Origin of the sequence: Muricaecibacterium torontonense, assembly GCF_004793925.1 — a bacterium.
GTDB classification, from domain to species: Bacteria; Actinomycetota; Coriobacteriia; order Coriobacteriales; family Atopobiaceae; genus Leptogranulimonas; species Leptogranulimonas caecicola.
This window is the reverse complement of sequence record NZ_SRYE01000001.1, coordinates 40,805-57,267: the sequence shown is the minus strand read 5'-3', so window position 1 is coordinate 57,267 and position 16,463 is coordinate 40,805. Positions and strand designations below refer to the sequence as shown.

Genomic DNA, 16,463 nt, shown 5'->3' with positions numbered 1-16,463 from the left:
CTTTCGAGGGATCCTGGCGGCCAGGTCCCGAAGGATAAGGAAATAAGTAAAGGCTGCTCAGAAACTTGTAAGTCAATATGTAAGCTTTAAGCCTTACATAACGCCTGTGCAATCCCAATAGTAGGGGGAGTTATCCAAAGAAACAAGAGACATATCCACACAATATCCGTGAACGGTAGAAAATATGAGCTGACAAAAAAGACAAATAGCCTAGACAAAAAGCTTGTTATACTCCTGCTACCGAGAAGGCCTGGCCCCCGGATGTTGTGAGCTTATCGGCACAAGGGCAATTCAGGTTGCCTTTAGAGTTGCAAGTTGTACAAGACGCACCCCTTAGCATTCTTCGAGTGCTTCTATTTAAGGAGCTTATCCATGAGCAAGACCTATACCTTGGACGACCTCGCTCGTCTGGTGGACCACACCAGCCTGCACGCCGACGCCACAGAGCAAGACATGAAGAAGCTCTGCGACGAGGCACGTGCCTACCACTTCAAGATGGTGGCGGTCAACCAGGTGCAGTCCAAGTTCTGTTCTGAGCAGCTGGCGGGTACCGACATCCATACAGGCGCCGCCATCGCCTTCCCGTTGGGGCAGATTTCTATCGAGTCCAAGGTGGCCGAGACTGAAGACGCCATCGCCAACGGCGCCACCGAGATCGACTATGTGATCAACATCACCCAGGTGAAGGCTAAAAACTGGGCCTATCTGGAAGACGAGATGGCACGCATCGTGGAGGTGTGCGACAAAGCCCAGGTACCCTCCAAGGTGATCTTTGAGAATTGCCTGCTCACCGATGAGGAAAAGCTTGCCCTCTGCGAGATCGCCAGCCGCGTGAAGCCCACCTTTGTGAAGACTTCCACCGGATTCTCCACCGGCGGCGCCACTGTGGCCGACGTGGAGCTCATGGCCAGCCATGTGGGGCCGGACGTACAGGTAAAGGCTGCCGGTGGCATCCGCGACGCCGACACCTTCCTGGACATGGTGCGCGCCGGCGCCACCCGCATCGGCACCTCTTCGGGCATCTCCATCATCGAAGCCTTGAAGGCGCGTATGGCAGACGAGGGCGTCGAGAGCTACACCCTCTAACAGGGCAGCTTCCTTAAGCGAGCGTTCTTGCACCTGCGCCCCTGCGGCATCCTATGACGAACGAGGACTGTCAAGAGAATGCCGCGGGGGCGCTTCTTTGGGTCGGATGATCTTTTTTAAACGAAAGGAGCCTATACTATGGGCCCCATTACCTTTGCTCCCCACGTCATATCGCCCATATGGGCCGGCACGCGCCTGGCCCAAATCCGCGGGCTTGAGCCTTCGGGCGACAAGAACTATGGCGAGTCCTTCGACATCTCGGCCCATGAAGGGGTGACCTCGCAGGTGGCCTCGGGTCCGGGCGAAGGCATGGCCTACGACGAGTTCTTGCGCGCCTATCACGATGAGGTGCTAGGCGATACCGAGGACACCGAGAGCCTCCAGGCCATCTTCATGGATGCCAAGGAGTTCTTGTCGGTGCAGGTGCATCCCGGAGAGGAGGATGCGGCACGCCTGGTGGGGGACCGCGGCAAGGTGGAATGCTGGTACATCTGCGAAGCGGAGCCCGGCGCCGAGCTCATTGGCGGATGCACCACCTGCGATCTGGAGGCGCTAAGGGAGGCTTCGGCCAACGATACCATCGGCGAGCGCTACGGGTTGCGGGTGCCGGTGCATCCTGGCGACTTCGTGCAGGTGCCCTCTGGGACCATGCATGCCATGGGCCCAGGCATCCTGAGTGTGGAGATTGGTTCCTTTGGCAATACTACCTTCAGGCTCTGCGACTGGGGCCGCGGCCGTGAGCTGCACGTGGATCAGGGATTCGAGGTGCTCAACCCCTCCAACTGCGTCACGGTGGCTCATGTGGGCGACCCGGAGCGCGTGGACCACCCTGCCACTCATCGCGCTATCCACAACGAGGCCTTCACGTGCGACGTCATCGATGTGCGCGACAGCTGGCAGGTGCCTACAGACGGCCAGTACTTCCTGCTCACCTGCGTCTGGGGAGAAGCCCACGTCTCCAGCCCTGAGGGCGACACAAACCTCGCCTATACCGAGAGCTGCGTGATCCCGGCATCTCTCGAAGGCGTCACCATCTCGGGCGACTGCCGCGTGGTGGTGAGCCGCCGCTGCTAAGGCCGCTGCCCGAACCTAGGAGCACTTCGAACCCAAGAACTACCAACCCAAGGAGCAATTCATGAGGCAAAAGGTCTTAGTGACCGGATCGCGGGGCTATCTGGCAAGCTTGGTGTCCCTCTACAACCAGGACACCTTCGAGTTCGTAGGCGTGTCGCGCAAAGACGTCGACTACTCGAACCCTGCGGAGGTGAAGGCGTTTTTCTCGGCACAGGAGTTCGACCTGCTCTTCCACACCGCCGCCAACGCCACCACTGCCGACTGCGAGAACGACCCAGAAGGAACCGGGCTGGTGAACCGGGACTCGGCCATCGCCATTGCCCAGGTGTGCCAAGACAAAGGCAAGCGTCTGGTGTTCATCTCTACCGAGCAGCTGTTCAACGGCCGCACTGACGCTGCTCCCTTTGATGAAGAGGCAGACCCTGTGCCGGTCACCAACTATGGGCGCCAGAAGGCCGACGTGGATGCCTGGATGCGCGCCCATATGGACAACTATGTGATCTTGCGGCTCTCTTGGCAGTTTGGGCTTTCGATGCCGCGAGTGAAGGCGTCTCCCAACATCTTGGGCAACACCCTCCGGGCCTTGCGTACCCACACTCCCACCAAGTTCACCGCCAACGAGCGTCGCTGCATGACCTATGCCCAGCACCTGGCCAACGACTTCCCTCTGCTGGCTACGATCGACAGCGGCGTCTACAACTTCGCAAGCGCCAACATGCTCACCACCTATGAGGCAGCCCTTTATATCGCCGGGCGCCTCGGGGCGACGCCTGGCGAGATCGACGAGCTCATCCTCCCCGATACCGAGCGCTATGCCGAGCGTCCTCGCGACTTTCGCTTGGACGGCTCCAAAGCCAAGGCGGCGGGGTTTGGCCTGGCCACCTTCGAGGAGGACGTCCAGCGCTGCCTGAGCGACTTTGGCTATTAAGGCGCGCGCCTAAGCCCAGGGGCTTGGGGAGGGCCATACACGCGCGACAGTAAATCGATGCGGCAGCCTGCATGTTTCAAGGACATGCAGGCTGCCGTTTTTTGAAGGCGTGCGCTATCGCACGGTCATGGGGCGAGCTTGGCCGGCGGCCACGATGGCGAGCCGCCCGTTGGGGGTCGCGGCTTGAGTGCCCACGTCGTTGGCGACCGTCGCACCCAAGGCTTCGGCCAGGGCCCCTACCGCCAGGGAGGGCCGGTTGTTTTCCTGGGATAGATGCATGGCCACCACAGCGCGGGTATGGCTCCCCACCAGTTGGGCTGCCGCCTGCGCGGCCTGGCTGTTGGACAGATGGCCCAGGGGGCCGGATACCCGCTGCTTGAGGTAGCCAGGGTAGGGGCCGCTGGCGAGCATGCGCTCGTCGTGATTGGATTCCAGGGCCAGGATGCCTAGGTCGCTCAGGGCTTCGAGGGCAGCGGGCGTCATATAGCCGGTGTCCGTGCAGATCCCTACGGAGTCGTCGCCGCAGCGAATGGAAAGCCCTACCGGATCGCAGACATCATGGCTGGTAGAGAAGGTGGCAACCTCCATGCACCCCAGCGTGAGCGTGCTGCCGGCATCAAAGGTGGCAAAGCCCAGCTGTTCCATGGAGGGGCGCGATGCGGCCGTGCCGCAGCTGGCATAGAGAGTGCCGTCAAAATGCTTGGCGAGCACGGGCAGCCCCTTGGTGTGATCGGAATGCTCGTGGGTCACCAGGCAGTCGGTGATGCGGGAGAGGTCCACCGAGAGCTCGGCCGCCCGCCGTTTGAGCTCGCGCAGCGAGAGGCCGTCATCGATGAGCAGCGAGTTTGCGGGGCCCTCCACCACGTAGGCGTTCCCTTTGGAACCCGAGGCCAACAGGTGCAAATGCAAACAGGGGTCCACGCAAGGCTCGCTTTCTTGAAGAGGTTGCACGTTCTTATCGGCACCCACAATAAGCCAAGCTCCCGTAGGGCAAAAGCCTACACTTGATAGTTCCAGCGACCTTAAAAAAGGAGGACCCATGACCAGTGTGGCCAGGCGATATGGAGGAGCCTCAGCTCCCTTTGAGAGGCCTGCTACCGCCGATGATCCCAGTTTGGGCGCGCCGGTGGTGCTCATGGTCTCCGGTGGGGCGGACTCCTGCGCGCTCCTGCTTTTGGCCGCCACCTCGCCGCTGGACTTGGAGGACGGTCGAGGGCCGCAACCCATCGCCCGAGAGCGGCTCCATGTGCTCCATATAAATCATGGGTTGAGGGGCCTGGATGCGGCAGAAGACGCCGAGTTTGTGCGCGACCTGGCTGCCCGCCAGGGGATCCCGGCTACGGTGGTAGAGGCGGATGTGCCTGCCCTCACCCAAGAGACGCCCGGCGAGTCCTTCGAGAGCGTGGCCCGCCAGGTGCGCTATGAGGCAGCCAATCAGCTGGCCAACGAGCTCTCGGCCCAGTGGGGCACCCCGCGCAGCGCCGCCCGCATCCTCACTGCCCATACGGCCAACGACCGCTGCGAGACCTTCTTCATGAACGCCATCCGAGGTTCCGGGGTCGCCGGGCTCTCATCCATCCCTCGGCGCCGCAACCGCATCGTGCGGCCGCTTTTGGACCGCACCCATCAGGATCTCTGCGACTACCTGCGCATGCACGGGGTGGTCTGGCGTGAAGACGCCACCAACTCCGACACCCGCTACCTGAGAAACTACGTGCGCCACGAGCTCATTCCTGTTGCCGAGAAGAAAAACCCCCGCTTGGCCCAGACGGTTTCGGGCGCCTGCGACATCCTGTCAGACGAGGATGCCTACCTCACCTCCATCGCGGCTCGGGTTCTGCGCGAGGTGACGCGCCGGAGCGATCCAGGCGCCCTGTCGCTGGACGCCAACCGGCTCGCGGCGATGGAGGTGGCCGTCGCCCGCCGGGTGGTGCGCGCCGCATTGTTGCAGGTAGCGCCCGAGGCGCGGCTGGAGGGCCGCCATGTCGAGCGCGTCTTGGGCCTGGTGGCGCAAGGCTCCGGCTCCATGACGGCGCCTTTGGGGGTGGATGTATCGGTGCAGTACGGGTTGCTGCGCCTGGCGTCGCGCACCAGCGCGGAGGCGCTGGTAGGGGCCTGGCTGGAAGCGCCGGGAACGCTGGAGCTCCCAGGGGGCAAGATTTTGTCGGCATCGCTAGTGCCCGTAGCGCGAGGGGACGACCCGGTGGCACTGGCCCAGACCTATGCGGCTGAGCGTGGGCCGGTGTCGGTGATGCTGGACGCTGAGGCTGCAGGCGTGCCTCCCGAGGGGGGACGGCTGTGGGTGGCGGGTCCAGAGGCCGGGGAGGTGCTGTGCCCGTTGGGGATGCATGGGCAGTCCAAACGGCTCTCGGACCTTCTGGCTGCCGCCCATATCCCTGCGCGTGAGCGAGGCCAGGTGCCGGTGGTTCACGCGGGCCCCGTAGGCCCGATCTTATGGGTGGCAGGAGTTCGTGCAGACGAGCGCTGCCGGGTCACGAGCGCCACTAAGACACTGTTAGTATTGAATTTCCACCAGCGGGAGCAGGCGGTCCTTTAGGGAAGGCCGTCGCGAGGAGAAAAGGGGACGTCAATGAGTGACAAGGCTGGCTGCGAACTGCATAGCGATATCGAGCGCGTGGTGTTCGCCCAGGAAGAAATCGCCGCTATCGTGCAAACCATGGGAGCGCAGATCACCGAGGATTACAAAGATCGAAACCCATTGCTCATCTGTGTGCTCAAGGGCGCTGTGGTGGTCATGGCCGATCTCATGCGCGCCATCGACACCCCCATTTCCATCGACTTCATGGCGGTGTCCAGCTACGGCGACGGCGCCACGAGCTCCGGCGTGGTGCGCATCGTCAAAGACCTGGATACCCGTATCGAAGGGCGCGACGTGATCATCGTGGAGGACATCTTGGACTCCGGCCTCACGCTCTCCTACCTCATCGACATGCTCAAATCCCGCAGCCCCCGCTCTATCGAAGTGGCCGCTTTTTTGGTGAAAGACCTGCCCGACCGCGATTGTCCTGTAATCCCTAAATATGTTGGTAGTCACGTGCCAAACGAGTTCATCGTGGGGTATGGACTGGACTATGCAGAGCGTTATCGCAACCTGCCCTACATCGGCATCCTCAAGCCGGAGTGCTACTCCTAACGGCCCAAGGACGGAGGCATAGGGCGCCCATAGCAACAAGGGAGATCCATGGCAGACAACACACCTCAACCGGGCGGCAAAAACCCCCAAGGCCCCAAGATGGGAGGGTCGCGCAGCAGCTTTCTCTACACGCTCATTTTGGTGCTGTGCTTTGCGGTGTTCTTTTGGTTCTTCACCGGAGGAAACGGCATTCCCCAAAACGGTGGCAGCGGCCAAGGCTCCACCACAAACTTAGCTACCAGCGAGTTTGTGGCGGCAGTAAACGACGGTCGCATGAAACAGGCCACCTGGTCTCCCTCTACCGGCAATGTCACCGGCCAGTATTGGGCCCAGAAGGAAGATGTGGGCAAAGACAATACGGCCAAGAATTTCACCAGCACCTACGCCGGTGCAGACTCCCTTGAGGAGCTCATGGCCGCCCACCCAGACGTGGACTTCACGGTGGACACGGCAGACGTCTCTACGGGCACCAGCCTGCTCATAAGCCTGGTGCCCACCATCCTCATCATCGTGTTCATGTTCTATTTCATGAGCCGCATGCAGGGGCAAAACGGCGGCGCCACCCAGTTTGGCAAGACCAAGGCCAAGACTACCGAGGAGACCCGCCCCACCGTCAAGTTCTCAGACGTGGCCGGTGTGGACGAGGCTGTGGCAGAGATCCGCGAGATCCGCGACTTTTTGGTCAACCCCGAGCGCTTCAAGCGCATGGGCGCCAAGATCCCCCACGGCGTGCTGCTCATGGGCCCTCCGGGCACCGGCAAGACGCTTTTGGCCAAGGCGGTGGCTGGCGAGGCCAACGTGCCTTTCTTCTCCATCTCCGGCTCTGACTTCGTAGAGATGTTCGTGGGCGTGGGCGCCAGCCGCGTGCGCGACCTGTTCAAACAGGCCAAGGCGGCCGCCCCCTCCATCGTGTTCATCGACGAGATCGACGCCGTGGGCCGCCAGCGTGGCGCCGGCTTGGGCGGCGGCCATGACGAGCGCGAGCAAACCTTGAACCAGCTGCTGGTGGAGATGGACGGCTTCGAGGGCAACGCCGCCGTGATCCTCATCGCTGCCACCAACCGCCCTGACGTCCTCGATCCTGCCCTGCTGCGTCCCGGCCGCTTCGACCGCCAGATCACGGTGGATCGCCCCGACGTCAAGGGTCGCGAGAAGATCCTGCAGGTGCACTCGGCCAACAAGCCCCTGGAGCCGGGCATCGAGTTTGGCGCCCTCGCCAAGCTTACCCCTGGCTTTACCGGCGCAGACTTGGCCAACCTTATGAACGAGGCCGCCCTTTTGGCCGCCCGTCGTAACAAAGAGGCCATCTCCATGGACGAGATCGAAGAGGCCATGGAGCGCGTTATCGCAGGTCCCGAGCGCAAGAGCCGCGTGATCTCTGAGAGCGAGCGCACCACCATCGCCTTCCACGAGTCCGGCCACGCTTTGGTGGGTCACTACCTCTCCCATGCAGACCCGGTGCACAAGATCACTATCGTCCCCCGCGGCCAGGCGCTAGGCTACACCCTGTCGCTGCCAGAGGAGGACCACTTCCTGCAGACCCGCAACGCCATGTTCGAGCAGATCGCCGTGCTTTTGGGTGGCCGCACCGCAGAGGAGATCTTCTGCGAGGACATCACCACCGGCGCCTCCAACGACCTGGAGCGCGCCACCAAGCTGGCCCGCCAGATGGTCACCCGCTACGGCATGTCCAAGGTGCTGGGCACCCAGGTCTTTGGCGAGGCCCAGCATGAGGTCTTCTTGGGCCGCGACTACGCCGACAAGCAGGATTACTCCCCTGAGACCGCACTGCGCATCGACGGCGAGGTGGGCCGCATCATGCGCCAGGCCCACGAGAAGGCCCGCCAGATCCTCGAGGAGCACGCAGACCAGATGCGCACCATGGCCAACGTGCTGCTGGAGCGCGAGACCGTCGAGGGCGAGGCCGTGCAAGCCCTGCTCAACGACACTTGGGACGAGTATTTGGCCGCCCATCCGCTGGAAGCTGTCAATCAAGAGGCTGCCAGCCAGGGCCAGGTGGAAGATCCTGCAGGCGACGCCACCCACGACGGCGGCCTGGACCTTTTGGGCTCTGAAGAAAAACACCAGGACGAAGAGAAGCTCGATCACGAGCTTAACCCACGGTCGAACGACGACTCAAAGTAGTCATTGACAGGTCGGGGTTTTATCGGCTTGTATTTTAAAAACATATGAAGCAGGTGCGGCTGGAAGGAATCCGGCTGCACCTGCTATTTTTATGGCATTCGGGGGGCGGCGCCATCTTAGAGGGAGAGGTGGTCGATCACGAGGGGGATCTCGTCGAGGGTATCCACCATGTGGTGCGCTCCTTTTTGAGAAAAGCAAAAGCGCGTCTCGCGCCGGGCAATCACATAATAACGAGCGCATCTTGCAGCTTCGATCCCGGTATTGGAGTCTTCCACAGCTACGCAACGCTGCGGGTTTACACCCAAGAGCCGTGCGGCTTTGAGGTACACATCAGGAGCAGGCTTGGAGTGAGCCACTTCGCTGCCGCTCACCACGGCCGCAAACCGGTCACGTACGCCGCAGCTACAAAGAGCAACCTCTATCTCTGCCGGTGAGGAGCACGAAGCCACGGCACAGGGAATGCCTCGGTCGTGCAAGCCCTCAAGACAGCGGTGCAGTCCGGCCATGGCTAGCTCGCCGAGCCTTCCATCAAGGGCGGCGAAAGCCGGCTCTACTGCCTCCTCAACGCCCAGGTCTGCCCAAGAGGGGTCGGGCTGGGGTACTTGTGCAAACCATCGCTCCAGGTGCTCGTGATATACCGGGGCAGAACATCCAACGATGTCGCTCACTTCGTCCCAGCTCAGAGAGACACCGTGTTGCCCAAAGAAATCCACGAGGATGCGGCAGTAGGCCGCCTCGGTGTCGACGATAACCCCATCCATGTCGAACACGACCGCCTCTACGGTGCCCATAATTCCTCCTGTTTGGAAAATTGGTATCAAGAAGTACGTATATTGTATACAATCACAGAAAGAAGGGACACAATCAAGGGAGATCTCCATGGGGCTGTTTGGGCACAAGGATCCGCAAAAGGTCTTCAACGGGCCTGAATTCACGGTGACGTCGGTCTTGTTTGAGCCGCCGCGCCTCTCGATGCTCCCTTGGGTGGTAGAGGATGCTTCCCGGGGGCTCTGGGCTGTGCGTTTTCCTGGCTGTGAGCCGGCGGTGTTTTGTGATGCGGATCTTCTGGCCTGCCAAATCGTCGAGCGCGCGCCTGAGCCTGAAGGCAACAATCGCGACCTAGCTGCTCGCATCATGGCCAATCCTGCCGCAGTGTCTCGAGCTAATGCTGCAGAGAAGGGGTGCTGCCTAGGGCTCTCTGTGGTGCTGGCGGTGCGCTCTGGCGCAGAGGGCGTTGCCCGCTTGGAGATTCCCATTATAACAAGGGAGGTCTCTAGAGACTCCCTAGCGTTCAAGAGTCTAAGTGGTTATGCTGAAGAATTAAAGGGTTCCATGGGCGCAGTGATTGCAAGAGGGGCCGCGAAGTCCGGGGGAGCGGAGCGCAAGGAATGAGCACAGGGTTAACCGTACCCGCCAAGGATCGCGCCTCTGAGGGCATTCGTTGGCTCATCGCCTCGCGTGGGCTTGGCCCAGGCGATCGCCTCCCGCCCGAGCGTGAACTCTGCGAGCTCGTGGGAGTATCGCGCACAGCTCTTAGGGGCGCCATTGCCGATCTTGTGGCTGGCAATGTGCTTGAGAGCCGCCAGGGGTCGGGCACCTATGTGGCAGATCCACGGGTGCTTATGGTTTTTCAAGAAACCTACAACTATGGCGCTGCAGCGCGCGACGTGGGCATGAGGCCGGGCAGCGTGTTGGTGGTCTCTGGGGTGGAGGAAGCTCCCTCTGATGTGGCTCATCGCCTCGCGATACACCCTGGTGACCCGGTGTTTTTTTTCAAGCGGCTGAGGACGGCAGATGGCAGGCCCTGTTCCATAGAGACTGGCTGGATAGATCGGGAGCGCTTCTCGGGTATTGAGAATCACGATTACGCCCAGGAAAGTCTCTACGAGGTACTTGAGCGCGACTACGGCGTTCGTATCTCCCATGGCGAAGAGCGTATCTCGGTGACGCGGGTTCGCGAAGACGAGGCCCCTCTTTTAGGGCTTGCTCCTGGCGCCGCCGCCCTTTACTTTCTTGCCGTCGAGAAGGACGACGCGGGCCTTCCCGTGGAGTTCAGCCGGCATATCATCCGCGCCGATCGCTATCATTTTGCGAGCAACGACCTGCCTGAGCATCTCAAGAGAAAGGTGGGTAAAAAGCCGTGGCTTTTCTCGTAACCCCGGGGGCTCTATCCCGAGAAGAACCCTTCTACCTTAGCATTCGTCGAATCATTGCCGAACGTATCGAGCGCGGCGACTATCCAGCCGGCGTCGCCTTGCCCTCTGAGAATGAGTTGGCAGATGAGTTTGGCTGCACGCGGCTCACGGTGCGAAACGCCGTGGGAGAGCTTGTGGATCGCGGCCTTGTGCGCCGCGTCCAAGGCAAAGGAGCCTTTGTGGTGAGCCTTTGGGATGGAGCTGAGGCTACCGGCATGGGGTTCCGAGAAATGGTTAGAGTGCACGATGCGGAGCCCTCGGTGCGCGTTCTCTCGCGCTCACGACGCCTTGCAGGCCCCCTTTTTGCAGACCTTTTTGGGGTAGATCCCGAGGACGAGGTGTATGGCGTGCGCCGGCTCAACAGCGTTAACGGCGTTCCGGTTTCTATTGAGAGCGCCCTTATTCCGCTTGAGCTCTTTCCTGCTATCGAAGTTGTGGATGTGGCTGTCTTTAGCCTTTACGAGACCTATGCGATGTACGGGCATGAAGTGGTAGGCACCCAAGAGGTCCTTGGTTTGACCGAGCTTTCAGCACGGGATGCGGGGCTTCTCCGCGTGCGAGCAGGGGATCCCGCCATGACCCTAGACTGTGTGAGCTATGACAGCGATGGTCGAGCCGTCGAGTATGTGAGAGCCCTTAACCTCGGTGATCGTGGGGGTTACGTCTACACCTATTGATCGTGTTCGCGACCATGCATTGAGGATGGGGCACGGCAATGCTACCGTTTGTCCCTTAATAAACTACCGTTCGCCGGTATCCCCTGCTTATCATGAATTGGTATCAAAAGAGTGTTAGCTTGTTTATAGCAAATGGTTATAAAAAGTCCCCACTTGTACTCTTCCCATCGTCAAACATCGATCGTAAGGAAGGCTGCGGTGAAGTCGAAGATCCCCACGATGCTCGATTACGCCCGTGCGGCACAAGATCGTATGGTCGAGAACCTCGATCGCTCGGCAGAGCTCACCTGTTGGTTGGTAGATTCCTATGCAGCGACGCTCAGGCGTCCCGGAGGACCGGCGATTCGCATCATCGCCTCTGGGTCCTCTCGCCACGCAGCTGATTGCGCCCGCGATTTCATGGCGCAAACCCTTCAAGAACAGGTATCTGTGGTGACCCCGGAGCGCTTCATGGCCTTCGAGCACGATTACCCGGCCAACGCATTCAACGTGGTCATTTCTCAAAGTGGCTACTCCACCAACGTGATAGCGGCTCTCGACTTTTTGCGCGATCGCGGCAAGCCTTCTGTTGTGCTTACGGCAAACCCCCAATCGCCCGCTGCAGAGCATGCCGATGTGGCCGTGGACTACGGTTGCGGGCTTGAGGCGGTGGACTTTGTCACCCAGGGCATGCTCACTTTGGTCGAATTCCTCATGTTCTTCGCGCTCTACGGAGCAGAGGAGGCGGGAACCCTCGGGCAGCAAGGCCTTGTGGATGGGCTTGCTGCCGTCGAGGACGCCGTGGCTGCCCATCGTGCCTGCTTGCCCGTGGCCGACGCCTTTGTCGAGCGGCACATAGGCGAGCTTTCTCGCCGCTCTCCCGCTCTCATCGTGGGCAACGGCCCTGCCTGGGGCGTTGCCGAGGAGGCCTCCCTCAAGTTCCAAGAGACGCTCAAGATAAGCGCCGCCCCCTTCGAGGGCGAGGAGTTCATGCATGGCCCCGAGATGCAAGTGGCCCCCGGCCACCTCGTGTTTATCCAAGACGACCCCGTTGGCTCACCTCGCCTTGCCCGCTGCGCTCAGGTCATGGCTCAGGTAACGCCCTCGGCATGGCTGCTTACAGCGCATCCCCAGGGCAAGGACTTTGAGGTGCCCTTGCCTTCCTGCGCAAACCCCCTCTGCACTGCCATTCCCAATCTCGCATTTTTCCAGGTGGTGGCAGCGACGGTGGCCGAGGCGACAAAGTCCTGGGACGTCCATCCGTTTTTAGCTGCCCATGAGGGCGAGCTTGGTAGCAAGGCCGCCGGCTACGACGAAGCCCAAGCCAAGCTGGAGCAGCGCGCATCCACTTTGTAGACACGGCGCGTACCTTAAAGCGCCTGTGCCAAGGGTGGCCGCCGGTACCCGGCCGCCCCATACCATTCGAGAGAGAGTGAGAGGAATATCGTGAAAGAGACTGAGAAGGTTGAGATCATGCACTTCGACCAGGAGGGCTACCTCGCCGATGGAGAGGCCCTTCATGAGACCGGTAAGCTCATGGCTGCTATGGCAGATTCCGTGGCCGACGAGGGCTACGACGCCATCTTCCTCATGGGCGTAGGCGGTACATGGGATGAACTCATGCAGCTCGAATACATGATGAACAAGTACGGCGACAAGGATCTCGAGGTCTATCTCATCCATGCCGCCGAGTGGCTCGTGGCAGGGCACAAGCGCATGACCGAGCGCTCTGTGGTGCTCACTGCTTCTGAGAGTGGCACTACGCCCGAGATCCTCGAGGCCGTGGCGAAGCTCAAGGAGATGGGCGTGCGCGTGGTGGCCATGACCAAGCCCGACGGCCCCATTGGCAAGGCGGTGGGTGCGAAAAACTGCGTGGCCATGGCGTCCAGCCACGGTGCTGGCGGGTGCGAGGGCGGTTATTATCTCGCTGATTGTTTTGGTCTTAAGCTCCTTGAGCGCCGCGGGTGCTTCCCGGAGTACGAGCGCTTCATCGAGCAGTGTCGCGGGATCTGGGCCGATCTCATCGATATTCGCAAGTCGTTCGAGCCCGTTGCCGAGAAGATCGCGCGCTCCTATGCCCTTGCCCCTTACACCATGTTCGTGGGTTCTGGCGCCCTATGGGGGGAGACCATTCTGTTCGCCATGTGCATTCTCGAGGAGATGCAGTGGAAGCGCACGCGCTATGTGAGCTCTGCAGACTTCTTCCATGGCACTCTCGAGCTTGTGGAAGAGGGCGTCCCCGTGGTGCTCTTCAAGGGCGTCGACGAGTATCGCAAGCTCGATGAGCGCGTGGAGGCGTTCCTTAAGAGTGGCCGCACGGGCGACAACGACATCGTTGTCATCGATATCGACGAGTTTGCGACGCCCTCCATTGACAAGGAGTTCCGCACCATCGTAAGCCCGTGGATTCTCTCATCCCTTGTGACCGATCGCGTGGCTGCCTACTACGAGACCGTCACCAAGCATAACCTCAACTATCGCCGTTACTACCACCAGTTCGAGTACTAACACGTAGCCGTGGCCCGCAGGGTGTTGGCCACGGGACAGGGGAGGGAGACTCATGAGAAGGTTCGTCATCGCATCCCACGCCCACTTCGCCCAGGGGATCGCCGAGGCTTTAGCGTTTCTTGTGGGGGAGCGCGAGGACCTCGCGACGGTATGTTTGTTCGTCGATGGCAACGACGACGTAGCAGCTGCGGCGACAGAGGCCGTAGGCGCAGGGGATGACGAGGTCGTGGTGTGCTGCGACATTCTTGGAGGGTCGGTGTGCAATGAGTTCACCAAGCTCCTTGCAAAACCCCCAACCTTCATGTGGTGGCCAACATGAGCCTCCCTCTCTTGATCTCCCTGCTCTTCTCCGATCCCGCCGAACCCATTGAGGAGGTGGTGCGCCAAGCCGTGGCTTCGCCGGATGTGGCGCCTAAATATGTGAACGATCTCGTGGCATCTGAGGATGTCGAGGAAGAGGAGTTCTGAGACCGGCTTTGAGGTTTGGGCTTGCACATCCATCCGTTCGTCTCTAATTCCTGGGGGTATTAAAAATGATTCTATTGTTGAGGGTCGATCATCGATTGCTCCATGGGCAAGTCGCTGTTTCGTGGTGCCAGGGACTGGGTGCCAACTGCGTCTTTTGCGTTGGCGACCATGTCGCCAACGATCCTGTATGGAAGACTACGCTCAAGTTGGGCAAGCCCGCTGGCTGCAAGTTGGTCATCAAGGATATGGACCATGCCGTCGAAGCCATCAATTCTGGCGTTACCGATAAGTACCGCATGATCGTCAGCGTGCAAACCATCGCCGAGGCTAAAGAGCTTGCCGATCGCTGCCCTGCAGTGACTAGCATCAACCTGGGCAACACCAAGGCGAGTCCCACAACCCGGGAGGTCTCTCGCCAGATCTTCCTCGAGCCAGAGGAGGAGGTCATGATCCGCGAACTTCTCGACCGGGGCGTCGAGGTGGAGATCAGGCCTTTGGCCGATGACCCTAAGGTTGACGCTGCCTCCGTGCTCTAGGGCTATCCCTTCGAATCCACTCCACAGATTGGCAAAATCATGATTGTACAAGCTGTACTCGTCGGCCTTATTGGTGCCCTCGGGTGTCTCGATTACCAGCTGGGCACACTTTATATGTTCAGACCCATCGTCATGTGCCCTCTAGTGGGCCTGGCTCTGGGTGATCTTCAGACCGGCCTCGCCGTGGGCGCCAGCCTCGAGCTGCTCTTCATGGGATCCATCTCCATCGGCGCCTACGTGCCACCCAACGAGACCATTGGCGGCGTGCTCGCGTGCGCGTTTGCCATCTCGCTTGGCGAGGGCACGGAGGCAGCCATCGCCTTGGCCATGCCTATTGCAGTGCTCTCGCTGGCCATTGGCAACTTGCTTCAGCCCATTTGGCCCTTCTTTGTCGACAAAGCTGATTCTTTTGCTAAGAAAGGCAATCTTAAAGGCATCTATGCTGTGCACTGGGGCATTGGCCTTTGGGGGTGCGTTGAATACTTCTTGCTCTGTGGTGGCGCATTCCTTCTTGGCGTAGACGCTGTTCAGGGCATCCTCGACTGGATTCCCAGCTTTATCCTGGACGGCTTTGGCGTCGCGGCAAACCTGCTTCCTGCCATGGGCTTTGCTATGCTCGGCCGTCTTGTGATTACCAAGAAGCTCGTTCCCTTCTACTTCTTGGGCTTCTTGCTCTGCAGCTACATGGGGGTGCCGGTGCTGGGTGTGGCCATCCTCGCCATCATCATTGGCATTGAGAAGTTCGATCTTATCAACATGGACATGGGAGCTCAGGTAGCCCTCGAGGGAGATGACGACGATGACTTCTGATGTGATGAACCTCAATGTCACCAATCTGGGCGACCAGGTCGAAGATGAGGATATGATTACCCATAAGGACCTGGTTAAATCGGCCTTGAGTGTGGGGTCTTTGGGCATGGAGTTCTCTTGGACCTACTACAAGCAGATGAACATTGCCTTTTGCCTCATGCTTGCCAACATGCTCAAGAAGATCTATAGGAACGACCCCGAGGGCTATAAGGCTGCCCTTGAGCGACATCTAGCCTTCTTTAACATCACTGTGCAGTTCGCTCCCTTCGTGGGTGGCGTGGCCATCTCCATGGAGGAGCGTGTGGCCAGGGGCGAGATCGAGCCAGAGTCGGTGAACGACGTCAAGGCGGCGCTCATGGGCCCGCTCTCAGGCATCGGTGATTCTATATTCCTTGCCACTATTCGTGTTATCGCTGCCGCTGTGGGTATCGCTCTTTGCCAAGCGGGCAACCCCTTTGGCCCCATCGCCTTTTTGCTCATCTATAACATCCCCGGCTTTTGGCTGAGGATCTGGGGTGTCCAGAAAGGTTACGAACTTGGTGTGGATTTCCTTGCCAAGGCGCAGGAAAACGGCCTTATGACCAAGGTGATGACCGCCGTATCCATTGTGGGCATCATGGTGGTCGGAGCCATGAGCGTGGACATGTTCTGGGCATCAATCCCCATAGAGATCGGCGTGGGTGAGAATGTGCAGACGGTCCAGGATATCCTCGACGGCATCATGCCGGGCATGCTGGGCATGGCGGCATTCTGGATTTACTATTGGCTCCTCTCTAAGAAAATAAGCCCCTCGTGGCTCATCGTAGGATCGATGCTGCTTGGCGTAGTGGGCGTCTACTTTGGATTCTTGGCTTAACCCCCAGGAACGGGCGGCGGCCGGCTGAGGTTGGCCGCCGCCCTTTT

18 protein-coding genes are annotated in these 16,463 nt (G+C 60.2%); 16 read left to right on the top strand and 2 right to left on the bottom strand.

What is annotated here, in order from left to right:
• Positions 1 to 372: 372 nt before the first annotated feature.
• From deoC to E5334_RS00265, 3 genes are all read left to right on the top strand, one after another.
• Complete coding sequence (gene deoC, locus E5334_RS00275) at positions 373 to 1,086, top strand: deoxyribose-phosphate aldolase (RefSeq protein ID WP_136011621.1); 714 nt, start codon at positions 373 to 375, stop codon at positions 1,084 to 1,086.
• A 138-nt stretch (positions 1,087 to 1,224) separates the two neighbouring features.
• On the top strand, positions 1,225 to 2,160 hold the full coding sequence (locus E5334_RS00270; protein ID WP_136011620.1) for a type I phosphomannose isomerase catalytic subunit: 936 nt from the start codon (positions 1,225 to 1,227) through the stop codon (positions 2,158 to 2,160).
• 61 nt (positions 2,161 to 2,221) lie between these two features.
• Complete coding sequence (locus E5334_RS00265; protein WP_136011619.1) at positions 2,222 to 3,088, top strand: SDR family oxidoreductase; 867 nt, start codon at positions 2,222 to 2,224, stop codon at positions 3,086 to 3,088.
• Between the two features lie 114 nt (positions 3,089 to 3,202).
• On the opposite strand, the gene E5334_RS00260 is transcribed toward E5334_RS00265, so the two are convergent.
• Positions 3,203 to 4,057 (bottom strand): MBL fold metallo-hydrolase, encoded by an 855-nt coding sequence (locus E5334_RS00260; protein ID WP_275438854.1) that lies wholly within the window; start codon positions 4,055 to 4,057, stop codon positions 3,203 to 3,205.
• A gap of 70 nt (positions 4,058 to 4,127) precedes the next feature.
• On the opposite strand from E5334_RS00260, the gene tilS reads away from it, so the two are divergent.
• From tilS to ftsH, 3 genes are read left to right on the top strand one after another with little or no spacing between them, the layout of a single operon-like run.
• Positions 4,128 to 5,645 carry a tRNA lysidine(34) synthetase TilS gene (gene tilS / locus E5334_RS00255; RefSeq protein ID WP_275438853.1) on the top strand — a complete coding sequence of 506 codons (1,518 nt, stop codon included), beginning with the start codon at positions 4,128 to 4,130 and terminating at the stop codon, positions 5,643 to 5,645.
• A 33-nt stretch (positions 5,646 to 5,678) separates the two neighbouring features.
• A complete protein-coding gene (gene hpt / locus E5334_RS00250) occupies positions 5,679 to 6,242 on the top strand; it encodes a hypoxanthine phosphoribosyltransferase (protein ID WP_136011618.1) in 564 nt (187 codons plus the stop codon).
• A gap of 48 nt (positions 6,243 to 6,290) precedes the next feature.
• Positions 6,291 to 8,387: an ATP-dependent zinc metalloprotease FtsH gene (ftsH, locus tag E5334_RS00245; protein WP_136011617.1), complete on the top strand. Its 2,097-nt coding sequence runs from the start codon at positions 6,291 to 6,293 to the stop codon at positions 8,385 to 8,387.
• A gap of 116 nt (positions 8,388 to 8,503) precedes the next feature.
• Here the strand turns inward: ftsH and E5334_RS08595 are convergent, their stop codons facing one another.
• Positions 8,504 to 9,178, bottom strand: a complete 675-nt coding sequence (locus E5334_RS08595; RefSeq protein WP_167604231.1) for an HAD family hydrolase — start codon at positions 9,176 to 9,178, stop codon at positions 8,504 to 8,506.
• 88 nt (positions 9,179 to 9,266) lie between these two features.
• On the opposite strand from E5334_RS08595, the gene E5334_RS08590 reads away from it, so the two are divergent.
• From E5334_RS08590 to E5334_RS00200, 10 genes are all read left to right on the top strand, one after another.
• Positions 9,267 to 9,779 (top strand): hypothetical protein, encoded by a 513-nt coding sequence (locus E5334_RS08590; RefSeq protein WP_167604230.1) that lies wholly within the window; start codon positions 9,267 to 9,269, stop codon positions 9,777 to 9,779.
• Positions 9,776 to 10,543, top strand: a complete 768-nt coding sequence (locus E5334_RS00235; RefSeq protein WP_136011615.1) for a GntR family transcriptional regulator — start codon at positions 9,776 to 9,778, stop codon at positions 10,541 to 10,543. Before E5334_RS08590 ends, E5334_RS00235 begins: the two co-directional genes overlap by 4 nt.
• Positions 10,528 to 11,259 (top strand): GntR family transcriptional regulator, encoded by a 732-nt coding sequence (locus tag E5334_RS00230; protein WP_136011614.1) that lies wholly within the window; start codon positions 10,528 to 10,530, stop codon positions 11,257 to 11,259. Before E5334_RS00235 ends, E5334_RS00230 begins: the two co-directional genes overlap by 16 nt.
• Before the next feature lie 198 nt (positions 11,260 to 11,457).
• Positions 11,458 to 12,594: an SIS domain-containing protein gene (locus tag E5334_RS00225; RefSeq protein WP_167604229.1), complete on the top strand. Its 1,137-nt coding sequence runs from the start codon at positions 11,458 to 11,460 to the stop codon at positions 12,592 to 12,594.
• Positions 12,595 to 12,684: 90 nt separating this feature from the next.
• Positions 12,685 to 13,746, top strand: coding sequence for an SIS domain-containing protein (locus E5334_RS00220; protein WP_136011612.1), 1,062 nt, complete (start codon positions 12,685 to 12,687; stop codon positions 13,744 to 13,746).
• 52 nt (positions 13,747 to 13,798) lie between these two features.
• The gene (locus E5334_RS08675) at positions 13,799 to 14,065 is read left to right on the top strand and encodes a PTS sugar transporter subunit IIA (protein WP_275438852.1); all 267 of its coding nucleotides are present in this window, start codon (positions 13,799 to 13,801) and stop codon (positions 14,063 to 14,065) included.
• Positions 14,062 to 14,214 carry a hypothetical protein gene (locus E5334_RS08670; protein ID WP_275438851.1) on the top strand — a complete coding sequence of 51 codons (153 nt, stop codon included), beginning with the start codon at positions 14,062 to 14,064 and terminating at the stop codon, positions 14,212 to 14,214. The genes E5334_RS08675 and E5334_RS08670 overlap by 4 nt, the downstream gene beginning before the upstream one ends.
• A 65-nt stretch (positions 14,215 to 14,279) precedes the next feature.
• Positions 14,280 to 14,750 (top strand): PTS sugar transporter subunit IIB, encoded by a 471-nt coding sequence (locus tag E5334_RS00210; protein WP_136011611.1) that lies wholly within the window; start codon positions 14,280 to 14,282, stop codon positions 14,748 to 14,750.
• 39 nt (positions 14,751 to 14,789) lie between these two features.
• On the top strand, positions 14,790 to 15,560 hold the full coding sequence (locus E5334_RS00205) for a PTS mannose/fructose/sorbose/N-acetylgalactosamine transporter subunit IIC (RefSeq protein ID WP_136011610.1): 771 nt from the start codon (positions 14,790 to 14,792) through the stop codon (positions 15,558 to 15,560).
• Between the two features lie 4 nt (positions 15,561 to 15,564).
• Positions 15,565 to 16,416 carry a PTS system mannose/fructose/sorbose family transporter subunit IID gene (locus E5334_RS00200; RefSeq protein ID WP_167604276.1) on the top strand — a complete coding sequence of 284 codons (852 nt, stop codon included), beginning with the start codon at positions 15,565 to 15,567 and terminating at the stop codon, positions 16,414 to 16,416.
• Positions 16,417 to 16,463 lie beyond the last annotated feature (47 nt).

Bases quoted from the DNA above. Each gene is read 5' to 3' on its own strand.
- E5334_RS00265 (WP_136011619.1), top strand. From the start codon at position 2,222: ATGAGGCAAAAGGTCTTAGTGACCGGATCGCGGGGCTATCTGGCAAGC.
- ftsH (WP_136011617.1), top strand. From the start codon at position 6,291: ATGGCAGACAACACACCTCAACCGGGCGGCAAAAACCCCCAAGGCCCC.
- E5334_RS00210 (WP_136011611.1), top strand. From the start codon at position 14,280: ATGATTCTATTGTTGAGGGTCGATCATCGATTGCTCCATGGGCAAGTC.
- E5334_RS00270 (WP_136011620.1), top strand. From the start codon at position 1,225: ATGGGCCCCATTACCTTTGCTCCCCACGTCATATCGCCCATATGGGCC.
- E5334_RS08670 (WP_275438851.1), top strand. From the start codon at position 14,062: ATGAGCCTCCCTCTCTTGATCTCCCTGCTCTTCTCCGATCCCGCCGAA.
- E5334_RS08595 (WP_167604231.1), bottom strand. From the start codon at position 9,178: ATGGGCACCGTAGAGGCGGTCGTGTTCGACATGGATGGGGTTATCGTC.
- E5334_RS00205 (WP_136011610.1), top strand. From the start codon at position 14,790: ATGATTGTACAAGCTGTACTCGTCGGCCTTATTGGTGCCCTCGGGTGT.
- E5334_RS08590 (WP_167604230.1), top strand. From the start codon at position 9,267: ATGGGGCTGTTTGGGCACAAGGATCCGCAAAAGGTCTTCAACGGGCCT.
- deoC (WP_136011621.1), top strand. From the start codon at position 373: ATGAGCAAGACCTATACCTTGGACGACCTCGCTCGTCTGGTGGACCAC.
- hpt (WP_136011618.1), top strand. From the start codon at position 5,679: ATGAGTGACAAGGCTGGCTGCGAACTGCATAGCGATATCGAGCGCGTG.
- tilS (WP_275438853.1), top strand. From the start codon at position 4,128: ATGACCAGTGTGGCCAGGCGATATGGAGGAGCCTCAGCTCCCTTTGAG.
- E5334_RS00200 (WP_167604276.1), top strand. From the start codon at position 15,565: ATGAACCTCAATGTCACCAATCTGGGCGACCAGGTCGAAGATGAGGAT.
- E5334_RS00235 (WP_136011615.1), top strand. From the start codon at position 9,776: ATGAGCACAGGGTTAACCGTACCCGCCAAGGATCGCGCCTCTGAGGGC.
- E5334_RS08675 (WP_275438852.1), top strand. From the start codon at position 13,799: ATGAGAAGGTTCGTCATCGCATCCCACGCCCACTTCGCCCAGGGGATC.